The sequence below is a fragment of the Kitasatospora sp. MAA19 genome (assembly GCF_029894125.1).
GTDB lineage: Bacteria > Actinomycetota > Actinomycetes > Streptomycetales > Streptomycetaceae > Kitasatospora.
Genome location: NZ_JARXYZ010000027.1, coordinates 62,352 through 76,256 on the forward strand (window position 1 = coordinate 62,352; position 13,905 = coordinate 76,256).

Consider the following 13,905-nt stretch of genomic DNA (forward strand, 5'->3'; position numbering starts at 1 on the left):
CACCCTGCCCCGGCCGCAAGGAATTTCACTGTGCCGTTCCCCCTTCCACGACTCGCCACACGCCGTGTCGGAGCCCGACGTCTGGGCGCTGCCGCGATAGCGCTCTGCCTGCCACTGATTCTCGGAGGATGCATGTCCACGCCCGGTCCCAACGATCCGCTCCCCGTCAAGGCTCGCCAGGACGCGCAGGACTGGGCCCAACATATGACCGAGTACATGGCGCAGACCGCCGGAGCCGCCCTCGACGCCGGCAGCGCCGAGCCGATCTTCAGCGACTGTGTCGGCAAACACGACGAGGTCCGGGAGGACGGCCGGTACAAGCTGTCGTACGCGGTCTACAGCTCCACCCCGCTCGAACGGCACCCCGAGGCCGTCCGCAAGGTCCGCGCGATGCTCGAACAACAGGGCTTCAAGATCGACGGCTACCGGGAGGGCATCAACGGCAAGGTGGACACGATTCTCGACGCCTCCCAGGCATCGAGCCGATACCTGATCACGGTCGAGACCACGACTGGAGGGCTTCTGGCCTTCAGGGTCAGAACCCCCTGCCTGATGCCCCCCACAACGGCAGAAACCCCTCACTGACACGCAGCATCCCAAGGGGCATTGGAAGCATCAAGTCGCCCCCGTGCCGGCGACGGCTCCAGCCAGGCCGGGCGCACGGCGTACCGCGCCTACGTCGAGGCGGCTTCCGCCGGGAGGAGGCGCGTCACCATGGCGTCGATCAGGGCGTCCAGCCGGTGCGGCGTGAGGAGTTCCGGGACGGTCAGGTCGTCGACGATCAGCCCCAGCATGGCCAGGTAGAGCAGGACCACCCCGGTGCGGTCGCCGGGCAGGCCGAAGCCCAGGTGGAAGTCGATGTTGGCGTCGAGCTCGGCGGTGAAGAAGCGCGTCAGCTCCGTGTGGAGTTCGGGCCGCCGGGTGGCCTCCAGGCGCAGTTCGAGCATGGCCAGATGCGTGCTGCGTTCGCGGCGCATGCGGTCGACGAGCTGCAGCATCAGCGCTCTGACCAGCTCATGTGACGGCCCGGCGTTCATCGTGTCGGCCAGCTCGGCCGGGTCCGGGGTCAGCCGCTCGCGGGTGCGTCCCATGACCTGGGCCAGCATGTCGGCGCGGTTGGCGAAGTAGTTGGACGCCGTCCCGGTGGGCACGGCCGCCTCCTTGTCGACGGCGCGCAGCGTCAGGCCCCGGGAGCCCTCGCGGGCGAGGACCTCGATGGCGGCATCGAGCAAGGCGGTGCGGCGGGCCGGATTCTGACGCATCGGCATCTCCTCGGAAACTCATTGACATCACTGTGCTTGCAGTACTACGTTCAAACCACTTCGACCACAGTACATCACGTGGGGTCGAGCAGGCCCGGGCCCGCCGCGTCGCCACAGGGAAGAGAGACCGGATGCGCAAGCTCACCTATTACGTCGCTGCCAGCCTCGACGGCTACATCGCCGCACCGGACGGCAGTTGCGACTTCCTGCCCTTCGAGGGGGAGGTCCGGGAGGCGATCCTCGCCGAGTATCCCGAGACGATCCCGACGCACGCCCGCGGGCCGTTCGGTCTGACCGCCACCCCTCACCGGCACTTCGACACCGTGATCATGGGGCGCGGCACGTATGAGCCGGCTCTGGAGATCGGCATCACCAGCCCCTACGCCCACCTGGAGCAGTACATCGTCTCCCGCACCCTGACCTCCACCGACCCGGCGGTGGAGATCGTCGCCGACGACCCGGCCGCACTGGTGCGCGACCTGAAGACACGGGACGGCATGGGCATCTGGCTCGCCGGCGGCGGCAAGCTCGCCGCCGCGCTCCGCGACGAGATCGACGAACTGGTCATCAAGCGCAATCCGGTCGTCATCGGCACCGGCATTCCGCTGTTCGACGGCCCGTTCGCTCCCACCGGCTTCCTGCCGACCGCATGCCGCGACTTCGAGTCCGGCGTCAGCATCGTCACCTACGCGAGGAAATGACGCGCGAGCACTCGGTCGCGTGCCGGCGCGCCGCCCGCCCCGTCGGCTCGTCCTGACGCGGCGAGCGGACCGGTGTCAGAAGGCGTTCAGGGCGGCCTCGATCAGTGTCGCCACCGGCACGAGTGCCTGTCGCTGCGTCAAGCCGTCCTGGATCACGTTCTGGTACGCGACGGCGAAGCTCCTGCCCCGCACGGTGTCGCTGACGAGGATCCCCTCCGACAGTACGGTCTGGAGGGTCTGCAACGAGCCGATGCCGACCTTGCCGTGGGTGGCGACGAACTGTCCGCCGGGGGGCCAGATCGGTGGAACGGTGGATGCGAAGAACTTCCCGGCCCGCGCCATGAGGGCCTTCATGTCCTCGCTGCTCGTCGGCCCGACGAGCTTGTCGTCCGCGAGCAGGGTCAGCAGTCTCACGAGCTGCCGCGCCGTGGTGCCCTGAGCGGTGTCACCGTCGTTGACGCACGGAATGCGCGCGGCTGGCCAGACCCCCGCGTAGTCGCCCGCCAGCCACAACCCTTGTGACGAGGTGCTGTCAAAGAGGCCGTCGTCGGCGATCTTGCCGTCGAGGTACGGGTATCCGAGCCCGTGAATCGTCGTGGTGGCACCCGGATCGTGCTGTTGCACCATCATGTCCTCGAACGCGTTCGTCTGCGCCGGGGTGAAGTCGACGGCGAAGGGCGAACTGCCGTCGCCGAGTCGGAGAACGGCCGAATAGTTCGGCTTCCTGGCCTTGTCCTCGCTCCGCAGCACCGTCGATTGGCTGATCAACGCCGGTGTGTGCGCGGTGATGTCCGGATCGAAGGTGGCCGTCAGGGCGGCCTGGACGGCCGACCATGTGGTCAGACCCTGGTCGGTCGCCAGTTGATCGGCACTCGCCCGGAGGTCGAAGGCGGTGTACATCGCCGCGATCTTGAGCAGGCTGGCCGAGTAGCACTCGTCCTGGTCCCGGATCGCCGCCCAGGGATGGTTGAGCCCTCCCTCGAACCCGGTCAGCGCGACGACGATGACGGCCAGATCGTCGACCGTCGGGGTGCCGGCATCCGACAGCTGCTGCCGTGTGGTGTCCAGGGCGTCCTGCATGGGCGGGTTGTTGTTGAACGCAAGCGGGTCGTCAACGGGACCCGTGAACAGAGTCATGACGGTTCCTCGGCGCTCCGGATCTGTACGGTGAGCCAGAGGCGAACCGGTCGACGGTCCGGGCTGGTGCACGTCCCTTGCCCAGCGCGGCCGACGCCTCAACGGCGTCCTGCTCATGGTCCAGCGGACCCGAACGAGCGGCCATGTCCAGCGTCACGCGGTCGACGGACACGTGCAACTTGACGGCGAGCGCGCGGTCGCCCTTGATGGTGCCGTACTGTTCCGGGGCGGTCCCGGGCGGCAGCTGGGCGCGGCTGCCCGGCGTGAAGCTGCCTACAGGACGGGCTGGGTGGCCTCCAGGCGCTGGATCGCGGTGCGAACGGCGGTCGTGAAGCTCCAGAAGAGCGGCAGGGTGTTGGTGGCCCGTTCGGCCCGGGTGTTCTTGCCCGAGGCGAACATCGCGGCGCGCAGGTCGGTGGTCATCTCCAGCTGGGCGCCCATGCCGAGCATGCTGCGGTTGACTGTTGCCTTGTTCACGCTTGGTCAGTTCATTGCGATGCCTTTGTCTGAGCTCGACGCGCTGTCGCGGCAGTTCGACGGGAAGGTCCTGCTCGCCTCGTGCGTAGCGCCGTCGTTGGGGGTGTGACCCACGTATGCGCCCAGGAGGCGGTTCGTGAAGCGCGGTTGGCCGACTTCGGCGCCGTGGTTCCGGCCGCTGACCACCGGGTCCCGGTCTCCGTGGTGCGGGACGCGGGACGCGGTTCAGCCGTGCGGGGGAGTGGCTCGCAGGCCCCCGAGCAGTGTGGCCAGGTAGCGGTGAGCGGTGGTGATCCGGTGGGCGGGAGGGCCGCCATGGACGTTGACCGCGTGGGCGATGCCGCACATGAGCGGGACCAGGTCGGCCGAGGTCAGGTCGACGCGGACGGTCCCGGCCTCGCGGGCCCGGTCGAGGAGCGCGGTGCCGACCGACCACAGTGAGTTCTTGAGTTCCGTGGTGCGGGGCAGGGCGTCCGCGGGTGCGGCGGTAACCGGGGCCAGGGCGGCGTCGGTGACCTGCGCTTCGACGGTGCGGGTCAGGAAGCCCTCCAGCGCGCGCCCGGGGTCGGTGTCGGACAGCGCCTGCTCGCCGTGGGCGACCAGGGCTTCCAGGCGCGGGGTGGCGACGGTCTCCAGCAGCGCCTCGGGTGTGGAGAAGTGCCGGTAGACGGTGCCGACACCGAGGTGCGCGCGGCGGGCGACGTCGTTGAGCTGCAGCGGTGTGCCCTGGTCGACCAGGGTGCGAGCGACGGCGACGATCCGGTCCCAGTTGCGGGCCGCGTCCTTGCGCAGTGGCGTCGTCGTCATGGGGCCATGGTAATCGGATGGCCCATCCGGATGGTCCCGCGTCCGGATGGGCCATCCGCCCGCGCCGGCACCGCGTGCCAGGTCAGGTGGCCGCGAGCGGTGCGTGCCGCTCGCTGAGCAGGCGTACGGCCTCGGCGATGCGGGGGTCGGTCGCCGCGCGGAACGGTGCCACCGGGCGCGTCTGGGCGCCGATGACGGCACCGGTGCGACCCGTGAGCGCGGGGTCGGTGGCCGCGACGATCGAGGGCCTGGCCGCCACGGACGCCGGGCCGGAGGTCGAGCGCTCGAACTTGCGGCGCACCAGCGGCCACAGCAGCCGCAGGGCGGGCGAGACGATCTTCGGGTCGGTCAGGGTGCCGCTGGTCATGTCGGTCGCCGCGCCTCCGGGGTCGGCGGCGAACACCGACGCGCCGGTGCCGTCCAACCGCGACGCCAGGTCGAGTGTGTAGGCCAGGTTGGCGAGCTTGGCGCGGCCGTACCAGTGGAAGCCGTAGTAGCCGCCGGGTGGTTCGACGGCGTCGAACACCCGCTTCGCCACCCCGATCGCACCCGAGGTCACGTTCACGATCCTGCTCGGCGCCCCGGTGGTGAGCGTGGGCAGCAGGAGTTCGGTCAGGAGGTACGGCGAGAGGTGGTTGACGACGAACGACGCCTCGACGCCGTCCCGGTCCTGTCGGTCGGCGAACATCGCCCCGACGTTGTTGACCAGCACCGCCAGCGGTTCACCCGCGGCGGCGTGGTCGGAGGCGATCCGGTCGGCGAGCAGGCGCACGTCGTCGAGCGAGGCGAGGTCGGCGGACCGGAAGCGGCCCGGGTGCGCCGGGCGCGTCGCGTTGATCCGGTCCACCGCCCGGGCGCCCCGGTCGGCGTTGCGCCCGACCACGGTGACCGCGAACCCGGCGCTCGCCAGTCCCAGCGCCGTCTCCAAGCCGATGCCGCCCGTCCCGGCCGTGACCACAGCAGTCCTTTTCATGGCTCCTCCACCGCCGTCCATATTCGGATAGTTCATCCGCTTGGTGTGACCGTAACACACATGCGGATGAGTCATCCGCTTAGTGGGGCGGCCTGATCGCCGGTGGTGTGCCGTCGCGGGGCGGTGGAGTGTGTCGGTCGACCTCAGGGAGGTCAGGCCCCTCCCGGGCAATCGGGGGGAGGCTGGTCCAACTCGGAGACGGCGGGCGCCCGTCCGGGCGCGGGGGTGTCCGGGCGGTCCACTTCTCTGGTGCATATGACGTGTTTTGGTACGAATCCCGCCGCGCTCGCACGGCTCTCGCGTCACGGATGGTTACGTTTCGCCTGCATGCCGTCACGAACTGTTCGCCCGACGGCCTGCGGCCATTGACGACGGAATCGAACGTGGAGGCGGCATGAGACGGAGCAGGTGGGCCTGGCCCCGTGGGGGTATCACCGCGGCGGTCGGACTGGCGCTCGCCGTGACGACGACGGGCTCGGCAGCCGGGGCGGCGCCGGTCGGATCAGCGACGGACGGAGCCGCGCAGGCGCCGTCGACCGGCGCCCAGGAGGCGGGAATGACCGCGGGGAGGCCGTTCCGCGACCCGGTGGACGCGGACGCCGGCGGCCACGCGCACCTGACCATCACCCTGGACGCGGACAGGACGCGCTTCGACCTGTCCGGGCGGGAGGTGTGGGGCGAGTCCTACAACGGCTCCTTCGTCGCTCCCACCTTGCGCTTCGAACCCGGCTCGGAGGTGAGAATCCGCCTGGTCAACCACCTGCCGGTCGCCACCAATCTGCACTTCCACGGCCTGCACGTCTCGCCCTCGGGCCAGTCGGACGACCCCTTCCTGTGCGTGGTTCCGGGCGGCTCGACCACCTACCGCCTCGCGATTCCCGCCGACCACGCGCTCGGCACCTTCTGGTACCACAGCCACGCGATGGGAACGACCTGCCCGGCCTCCGGCGCGATGCGCTCCATGCACTCCACGCACTCCATGCACGGCACGTCCGGCACGTCCGGCACGTCCGACCCGGGCTTCATGCCGGGCGACGTGGAGAACCAGATCTCCGCCGGCCTGTCCGGGGCCCTGATCATCGGCGACGACCGCAAGCTGCTCCCGCCGGCGTTGCGTCGCATCACCGCGCACACCCTCGTCCTGAAGGATGCGCAGATCGACCCGAGCGGACACATCGTCCAGAACACCGACACCACGTCGATCGACTCGAACAACCCGACCGTACGGCTGGTCAACGGGCGGTTGCGGCCAGTCCTGTCGATGAGGCCGAACGAGACCCAGCTGTGGCGACTGGTCAACGCGGGCGCCGACATCTTCTACCAACTGCGCCTGGACGGTTACCGCTTCACCGTGATCGGCGAGGACGGCACCCCGGTAGCGCGGGTGACCACCCCCGACACGCTGCTGCTGCCCCCGGGCAAGCGCTACGACGTGCTCGTCACCGCGGGCGCCGAGCACGAGCGCACCACGCTGCGGACCACCGCCTACAGCAACGGCCCGCAGGGCGACTCCTACCCCGACGTGGACCTGGCCCGCGTCGCCGTCGCCGGCCACCCCGCGCGCCGGCTGCCCACCGTCTCCGGCGCCGTTCCGACCGCACCGGCGGACCTGTCGGGTGTACCGATCGCCCGGCAGCGCACCCTGGAGCTGTCCGAGAACGACGACGGCACGGTCTTCGCCATCAACGGCAAGCAGTTCTCGGAGGACAACCCCGTCTTCGACACCCCCGCCCGGCTGGGGACGGTCGAGGAGTGGACCATCGACAACCAGAGCGGCGAGGACCACCCGTTCCACCTGCACACCAACCACTTCCAGGTGACGTCGATCAACGGGGTGCCCCAGCCCTACACCCACGTCCAGGACACCGTCCCGGTGCCGCACGCGGAAAACGGCACGCCGGGCCGCGTGGTGGTGCGCATCGCCTTCACCGACTACACCGGCCGGTGGCTGTTCCACTGCCACATCGCGGCGCACGAGGACAACGGCATGATGGGCTACGTCGACGTCGTCGACTGACACCGCCACCGTCAGGGCCCGGTACCCGCACCCACCGGGCCCGGGACCTCGCGGCTGCGCCGGGGCCCGGCCCGGGAACGGAGTCCGAGCACGCCCGGTGACCACGGACGGCCGCCCTGGGTAGCGCGGACCCAGATGCGCCCGTATGGGGCGTATGCGTGAATGGGGGGTGGGGCCTGGGCAGGGTGGTCGCGCCGGGCCGTCCGGAAGACGCCTTCACCCGAAGAACGCAGGAGAACGGTGATGAGTCAGTCGACCATGAGGGCCGTACAGGCGGTCGAAGCCGGCAAGCCCTTCGAGGCGGCCGAACTGCCGGTCCCCGAGCCGGGCCCCGGCCAGGTGCGGGTACGGGTGCGGGCCTGCGGGGTGTGCGGCGGCGAGAACGTCGTCCGCTACGGCCTGCTGGGCGTGCGGCTGCCCCGGGTGCCCGGCCACGAGATCGCCGGGGAGGTCGACGCCGTCGGCCCCGGCGTGACCACCTGGCAGGTCGGGGACCGGGCCGGCATCGGCTGGCACGGTGGCAGCTGCCACGTCTGCGACCCGTGCCGCCGGGGCGACTTCGCCAACTGCGTGGAAGGCAGGGTCGTCGCCGTCACCTTCGACGGCGGCTACGCCGAGTACACCGTCGCACCGCAGGACGCGCTCGCCCGCATCCCCGACGCGCTCTCCTTCGAGGAGGCCGGACCGCTGATGTGCGCGGGCATCACCACCTTCAACGCGCTGCGCCACAGCGGCGCGGGGCCCGGTGACACCGTCGCCGTCCAGGGCATCGGTGGCCTGGGCCACCTGGCCGTGCAGTTCGCCGACAAGATGGGCTTCCGTACGGTGGCGATCAACCGGGGCCGCACCAAGGAGGACCTCTCGCGCAGGCTCGGCGCGGACGAGTACATCGACAGTGAGGAGGGCAGCGCGGGCGAGGCGCTGGCCAAGCTCGGGGGAGCGGCCGCCGTCCTGTCCACCGTCGGTCACAGCCCCTCCCAGGCCGACCTGGTCCAGGGCCTCGCGCCCAACGGCCGCCTGGTGGTGATCGCCACCGGCCAGGAACCGATCTCCGTGAACCCGGAACTGCTGGTGTTCGGCCGCCGCGCGGTGGCCGGCTGGTACAGCGGCCACGCCAAGGACAGCGAGGAGGCGATGGCCTTCGCCGCCCTCAAGGGCGTCCGCCCCATGGTGGAGACCCACCCGCTCGACCAGGCCGAAACCGTCTTCCAGACCATGAACAAGGCCAAGTACCGCGCGGTGCTCGTTCCCTGACCCGTCGCGGAGACCCCAGGCACAGGGCAGGAACCCCATGAAGCCGACCGCGCTGCACTGGATCAACGGCGCGTGGGCCGACTCTCCCACGCACGCCGACAGCATCGACCCGGCCACCGGCGAGACGATCGGCCGGTACGCCGACGGCGGCGAGACGGAGGCCGAGGCCGCCATCGCCGCCGCGAAGGAGACGTTCCACGGCACCTCCTGGAAGGACGACCGCCTGCGGCGCGCCCGGGCCCTCAACGAGATGGCCCACGTCTTCCAGGACCACACCGACGAGCTCGTCGAAGTCCTGGCCCTGGAGAACGGCAAGCTCAAGCCGCACGCGCGTTTCGAGGTCGAGATGGTCCCGCCCAAGCTCCGCTACTACGCCTCCGTGATCCGCACCGACTACGGCCGGGCGATGGAGGTGAGGCCCGGTACCTTCTCCATGGTGCTGAAGCAGGCCCGCGGGGTCGCCGGGATCGTCGTCCCGTGGAACTCCCCGGTGGTCCTGCTGATCCGCTCCCTCGCCCCGGCCCTGGCCGCCGGCACCACCGCCGTGGTCGCGATGCCCGGCCAGACCGCCCAGCTCAACTCCCTGATCTACCGGATCTTCTCCGAGACCCGCTCGCTGCCGCCCGGCGTGGTCAACGCCTTCACCGAACTCCACGGGAACGGCGCCCGCCACCTGATGGCCTCCACCGACGTGCCGTGCATCAGCTACACCGGGAGCACCAAGGTCGGCCGCGCGATCTCCGCCACCGGCGCCGAGCACCTGAAGCGCTTCGGCCTGGAACTCGGCGGCAAGACACCGATGATCGTCTTCGACGACGCCGACCTCGACGCCGCCGTACCCGCCCTCGTCACCGCGCTCACCGTCTTCAACGGCCAGTTCTGCATGACCGGCAGCCGGGTACTGGCCCAGCGCGGCATCGCCGATATCCTGCGCGAGCGCCTGACGGAGCGGTTGGAGAACCTGCGGGTCGGCCCGGCCGCCGACCCCGCCAGCGAACTCGGCCCCGTCATCGACAAAGCCGGCGCCGAACGCATCGACCAGGCCGTCCAGGCGGCGATCGCCGCAGGCGCCAAACCCCTGGTCCGCGGCGGACCGATCACCGAAGGCCCGCTCGCCAAGGGCGCGTTCTACCGCCCCAGCCTGCTGGAGGTCACCGACAACTCCCTGGACATCGTCCAGCAGGAGACCTTCGGCCCGGTCCTCACCCTCCAGACCTTCGACACCGAGGCCGAAGCCGTCCGCCTGGCCAACGACAACCAGTACGGGCTCGCCGCCAGCATCTGGTCCCGCGACATCGACCGGCCCCTGCGGGTGGCCCGCGACGTCGACGCCGGAACCGTCTGGATCAACGACTGGGCCAAGGTCTACGACGAGTTCGAGGAAGGCGGCTTCAAACAGTCCGGCCTCGGCCGCATGAACGGCCTCGCCGTGATGGACGACTTCCTCGAGTACAAGCACATCACCGTCACCAGCGGCACCATCCAGGACCCGTGACGGGACCTGCGACGGGACCCGCGACGGGACCCGTGACGGGACCCGTGACGGGACGGTGCCGGTGACACCGACCCGATGAGGCCGATCGCCGCTGTTTCACACCAACGCACCCTCAACTGCCGTCGCCCGTCTACCGAAGATCCCGGAAGGCGGCCGCATCAGGCGTTCGACGATCGATCGCCTGTTCCGCGCCGTCGACGGTGCGCCCCGGAGAGAACGACCAGAGAGAGGTGTGCCCGTTGGGCAACGACATCGCCTACGCCAGGATCCACCCCGCCATCGGCATCGCCAGGGTGGGCAACAGCACCCGCGAGGACGGCTGGTTCCACGGCCCCGAAGTGCCGGACCCGCCCGCCGCGAAGCCCGGCTTCACCAAGGACGGCCAGGGCGCGATCAAGCGCCAGGCGGCCCGCTTCCGGATCTACGGCTACGGCGCGGACGGCCGGGTCGTGCGCGAGCTGACCACCGACGACCCGCAGGTGCACATCGAGTGGTCGGTGCACGTGGCCAACAAGAAGGCCGCCTGGTACGAGTTCAGCCTCCCGCTGGACATCCCCGACATGAAGGACCACCCGGAGCCGCTGCGCAACAAGAAGGTCACCGACCGCGCGAGCCTGATCATCGACCCCGGCCGCAAGACCCTCACCGCCGGCAGCAAGCAGGCCGTGGAGTTCACCGGCGGCTCCTTCCTCGGCACGCCCGTCCCGCTCGGCCGGATGCACAGCGACGAGCACGGCCGCCTCGTCGTCCTCGGCGGGCCCGGCACCTCCCGCAACCCCGAGGGCGGCGAGCTCACCTCGTACGGGAACAACGACGGCTGGTGCGACGACACCTCCGACGGCCCGGTCACCGCCACCCTCACCATCGACGGCACACCCGTGCGCGTCGACCCCGCCTGGGTCGTCGTCGCCCCGCCCAACTACGCGCCCGACGTCAAGACCGTCCGCACCCTCCACGACCTGCTGTACGACCTCTTCGTCACCCAGGGCACGCTGGCCCCGCCCAAGACCGTCAACTTCGACCGGGACGTCAAGCCGATCCTGCACCGGTTCTGCGAACTCCAGTGGGTGAACAAGGGGTTCGCCACCCACTTCGGCTTCGGCGGACCGCAGCACTTCCTCGCCCCCGACCACCTCGCCAAGCTCGCCAGCCCGTCGCCCACCTACGAGGAACTGCGCCGGCAGGTCTACACCTCGCTGCGCGACCCCAAGCGCGACGGCCTCTCCCCGATGCCCTGGCCCTGGATCTACGGCGACGGCATGAAGAGCCACCCCGACTCCGTCCTGCAGTACCTGGCCCTGTCCCCGACCCAGGACGCGACGCTGCTCTCCTGGATGAAGGGCGAGTTCGAGACCACCCCGTGGAAGGGTTTCCCCAGCCGCCTGGAGGACGCGCCGGTGGCCGACCAGCCCGCCCTGCTGGACCGCGCCGCCCTCGACTTCTGCCTCGCGGACGCCTTCCACCCCGGCTGCGAGGTCACCTGGCCGGTCCGGCACACCACGATGTACTCCGAGCCGCTGCGCATCCGCCACCGGCCTTCGGGCAGCGTCGAACCGGACTACGGCGACACGCTCAGCCAGGCCAGGGCGCTCGGCGCCGACGGACCGCTGCACGAACAGGGCCCGGGCGACCTGACCCGCTGGATGGCCGTCCCCTGGCAGACCGACACCGCCAGCTGCCGCTCCGGCTACGAGTCCAACGCCAACCTCGGCCCCCGCTACGACCCCTACCTGCCCACCTTCTGGCCCGCCCGGGTGCCCAACCACGTGCTGAAGGAGAGCGACTACCACATCGTCAACAAGGAGATCACCCAGACCGACGAGGACGGCCGCGAGGCCGCGTTCGCCAGGCGCGCCTCCTGGCTGCGCGGCCTCAAGGGCGACTACAAGCAGCAGCTCAAGCAGGCCGTCGCCGAGTGGCACGAGTTCGGCATCGTCGAGGTCCGCCCGTACACCGTCGGCGACGGCCGCTTCCCGGAGCGGCTGCAGGTCGAGTCGAAGCCGGGCTTCCCGCTCGACGGCGTCTCCGACAACCGGAACCTGACCGCCATCCACGTGCCCGCGGCGACCGCCGCCACGGACGCGCTGACGGCCCAGGCCGCCGGCGAGATCCTCGCGCTGACCGGGCTCACCGCGGACGAGGTCACCATCGGGTACTTCGACAAGCTCGACCCGTTCGGCGAGGACGCCGGCAGGCGCGCCGAGGGCGGCGCGTGACAGCGGCCTACGACGTGGTGGTCGCGGGCGGCGGACCGACGGGTACGGCCGCCGCCCTCGCCCTGGCCGCCGGGGGCCGCAGCGTCCTGCTCGCCCACGCCCCCGGCGGCCCGCCCGCGCTCGGCGAGGCCCTGCCGGCCGCCGCCCGCATGCTGCTGCACGACCTCGGGGTGGCCGCCACCGTGCCGGGGGCAGGCCACCTGCCCTGCTACGGCAATCGCTCCGCCTGGGGATCGGACGTCCTGGGATCGGTCGACAGCATCAACGACCCGTACGGCCCCGGCTGGCACCTGGACCGCGCGCTCTTCGACCGCCGGATGCGCGAGGCCGCGGCGGTGGCCGGCGTCGACGTCCGCGCGGCGACGGTCCGCCCCGGCACCCGCCACCCGGACGGCACCTGGACCGTCTCCCTTCGCGGCCCGCACCCGCCCGGCGGGGTGCGCTGCCGCTGGCTGGTCGACGCCACCGGCCGCCGCGCCGCGATCGCCACCACCCACGGCGCCCGCCGCCTGGTCGGCGACCGCCTCGTGGCGCTCCACCTCACCCTCGGCCCGGCCGACGCCGCGGACGGCACCACCCTGGTCGAGGCGGCACCCGACGGCTGGTGGTACAGCGCCCTGCTGCCCGATCGAAGGCTGCTCCTCGCGTTCTTCACCGACGCCGACCTCCCCGGCGCCCGGCCCGACGGCGAGACCTTCCGCCGCCGCCTCGCCGCCACCGATCCCACCGCCGCCCGTGCCGCACCGCACGGGAGACTTCCCGCGCCCCCGCGCGCCCCCGCGCACAGCGCCCGGCTCGACCGCGTCCACGGCGACGGCTGGACCGCCGCCGGCGACGCCGCCGCGGCCTTCGATCCGCTCTCCTCCCAGGGCATCCTCACCGCCCTCCACACCGGCCGGGCCGCGGGCCTCGCCGTCCACGCCCATCTCGACGGCGACCCGCACGCCCTCACCCGCTACGGCGCCGACCTCGCCGGCATCACCGCCGCCTACCGGCGCAACCACGCCGCGTACTACGGACTCGAACAGCGCTGGCCCGACCGCCCGTTCTGGCAGCGCCGGCACGCCGATCCGGGGCGCGGCTGACGGGCGGCGAGCAGGCCGCCCGCGCGACGGCGGAGTCCGGGCTCCCGCTGCGGACCCCGGCGCCTGTCCGGGTGTCGGTCGTGCACGTCTCCGCTGTCAGGGCGGCCCGAGTGGACGGCTGCGTCGGCCGGTTGATCGAACGGACGGCAACACCCCTGATCCTCCTGCGCGTTGGCGTCACCGGGTGGTCCGGATGCCCCGGCCTCAGCACAACGAGTGAAGAAGCGCCAGGCGTGGACGATTCCGCCGGATCACCCCGGGTCCGCCCCGTGGGCCGTTCCCGGCGCGGACTTCCGGCGCGGACTTCCGCCGCGGTGCCTCGCGGCGGTGCCTCGCGGCGGTGCCTCGCGGCGGTGACCTTCCGTCACCGCCGCGTTCGGCGTTCACGGCGGGTGACGGACCGAGAGCGAATTTCCCTTATCCGTCCAAGGAATTAATGAATACTTATGCGAACTGGATTGATACTTCCTGGGGGAACACT

12 protein-coding genes are annotated in these 13,905 nt (G+C 71.2%); 7 read left to right on the top strand and 5 right to left on the bottom strand.

The features are described 5' to 3' along the window. Positions 1 to 132 precede the first annotated feature (132 nt). The gene (locus P3T27_RS30765) at positions 133 to 585 is read left to right on the top strand and encodes a hypothetical protein (RefSeq protein ID WP_280684405.1); all 453 of its coding nucleotides are present in this window, start codon (positions 133 to 135) and stop codon (positions 583 to 585) included. An 89-nt stretch (positions 586 to 674) separates the two neighbouring features. On the opposite strand, the gene P3T27_RS30770 is transcribed toward P3T27_RS30765, so the two are convergent. Then, positions 675 to 1,262 (bottom strand): TetR/AcrR family transcriptional regulator, encoded by a 588-nt coding sequence (locus P3T27_RS30770; RefSeq protein ID WP_280684407.1) that lies wholly within the window; start codon positions 1,260 to 1,262, stop codon positions 675 to 677. A gap of 131 nt (positions 1,263 to 1,393) precedes the next feature. On the opposite strand from P3T27_RS30770, the gene P3T27_RS30775 reads away from it, so the two are divergent. After that, the gene (locus P3T27_RS30775) at positions 1,394 to 1,963 is read left to right on the top strand and encodes a dihydrofolate reductase family protein (protein ID WP_280684409.1); all 570 of its coding nucleotides are present in this window, start codon (positions 1,394 to 1,396) and stop codon (positions 1,961 to 1,963) included. 75 nt (positions 1,964 to 2,038) lie between these two features. Here P3T27_RS30775 and P3T27_RS30780 read toward each other — a convergent pair whose 3' ends face one another. The 4 genes from P3T27_RS30780 to P3T27_RS30795 form a co-directional block, all read right to left on the bottom strand. After that, on the bottom strand, positions 2,039 to 3,100 hold the full coding sequence (locus P3T27_RS30780; protein WP_280684411.1) for a hypothetical protein: 1,062 nt from the start codon (positions 3,098 to 3,100) through the stop codon (positions 2,039 to 2,041). A gap of 273 nt (positions 3,101 to 3,373) precedes the next feature. Further along, the gene (locus P3T27_RS30785) at positions 3,374 to 3,577 is read right to left on the bottom strand and encodes a poly-gamma-glutamate hydrolase family protein (protein ID WP_280684413.1); all 204 of its coding nucleotides are present in this window, start codon (positions 3,575 to 3,577) and stop codon (positions 3,374 to 3,376) included. Positions 3,578 to 3,802: 225 nt separating this feature from the next. Next, positions 3,803 to 4,384, bottom strand: coding sequence for a TetR/AcrR family transcriptional regulator (locus P3T27_RS30790; RefSeq protein WP_280684415.1), 582 nt, complete (start codon positions 4,382 to 4,384; stop codon positions 3,803 to 3,805). 82 nt (positions 4,385 to 4,466) lie between these two features. Beyond that, positions 4,467 to 5,357, bottom strand: coding sequence for an SDR family NAD(P)-dependent oxidoreductase (locus tag P3T27_RS30795; protein ID WP_280684417.1), 891 nt, complete (start codon positions 5,355 to 5,357; stop codon positions 4,467 to 4,469). A gap of 556 nt (positions 5,358 to 5,913) precedes the next feature. On the opposite strand from P3T27_RS30795, the gene P3T27_RS30800 reads away from it, so the two are divergent. The 5 genes from P3T27_RS30800 to P3T27_RS30820 all read left to right on the top strand — a co-directional run bounded on the left by P3T27_RS30800 (position 5,914) and on the right by P3T27_RS30820 (position 13,424). Then, entirely contained in the window at positions 5,914 to 7,374 is a 1,461-nt protein-coding gene (locus tag P3T27_RS30800; protein ID WP_280684418.1) for a multicopper oxidase family protein, read from the top strand. A gap of 243 nt (positions 7,375 to 7,617) precedes the next feature. Beyond that, entirely contained in the window at positions 7,618 to 8,628 is a 1,011-nt protein-coding gene (locus tag P3T27_RS30805; RefSeq protein WP_280684420.1) for an alcohol dehydrogenase catalytic domain-containing protein, read from the top strand. A 37-nt stretch (positions 8,629 to 8,665) separates the two neighbouring features. Beyond that, positions 8,666 to 10,123 carry an aldehyde dehydrogenase family protein gene (locus P3T27_RS30810; RefSeq protein ID WP_280684422.1) on the top strand — a complete coding sequence of 486 codons (1,458 nt, stop codon included), beginning with the start codon at positions 8,666 to 8,668 and terminating at the stop codon, positions 10,121 to 10,123. Positions 10,124 to 10,362: 239 nt separating this feature from the next. Next, a complete protein-coding gene (locus P3T27_RS30815) occupies positions 10,363 to 12,339 on the top strand; it encodes a LodA/GoxA family CTQ-dependent oxidase (RefSeq protein WP_280684424.1) in 1,977 nt (658 codons plus the stop codon). After that, the gene (locus P3T27_RS30820; protein ID WP_280684426.1) at positions 12,336 to 13,424 is read left to right on the top strand and encodes a tryptophan 7-halogenase; all 1,089 of its coding nucleotides are present in this window, start codon (positions 12,336 to 12,338) and stop codon (positions 13,422 to 13,424) included. Before P3T27_RS30815 ends, P3T27_RS30820 begins: the two co-directional genes overlap by 4 nt. Positions 13,425 to 13,905 lie beyond the last annotated feature (481 nt).

Bases quoted from the DNA above. Each gene is read 5' to 3' on its own strand.
- P3T27_RS30765 (WP_280684405.1), top strand. From the start codon at position 133: ATGTCCACGCCCGGTCCCAACGATCCGCTCCCCGTCAAGGCTCGCCAG.
- P3T27_RS30770 (WP_280684407.1), bottom strand. From the start codon at position 1,262: ATGCGTCAGAATCCGGCCCGCCGCACCGCCTTGCTCGATGCCGCCATC.
- P3T27_RS30775 (WP_280684409.1), top strand. From the start codon at position 1,394: ATGCGCAAGCTCACCTATTACGTCGCTGCCAGCCTCGACGGCTACATC.
- P3T27_RS30780 (WP_280684411.1), bottom strand. From the start codon at position 3,100: ATGACTCTGTTCACGGGTCCCGTTGACGACCCGCTTGCGTTCAACAAC.
- P3T27_RS30790 (WP_280684415.1), bottom strand. From the start codon at position 4,384: ATGACGACGACGCCACTGCGCAAGGACGCGGCCCGCAACTGGGACCGG.
- P3T27_RS30795 (WP_280684417.1), bottom strand. From the start codon at position 5,357: ATGAAAAGGACTGCTGTGGTCACGGCCGGGACGGGCGGCATCGGCTTG.
- P3T27_RS30800 (WP_280684418.1), top strand. From the start codon at position 5,914: ATGACCGCGGGGAGGCCGTTCCGCGACCCGGTGGACGCGGACGCCGGC.
- P3T27_RS30805 (WP_280684420.1), top strand. From the start codon at position 7,618: ATGAGTCAGTCGACCATGAGGGCCGTACAGGCGGTCGAAGCCGGCAAG.
- P3T27_RS30810 (WP_280684422.1), top strand. From the start codon at position 8,666: ATGAAGCCGACCGCGCTGCACTGGATCAACGGCGCGTGGGCCGACTCT.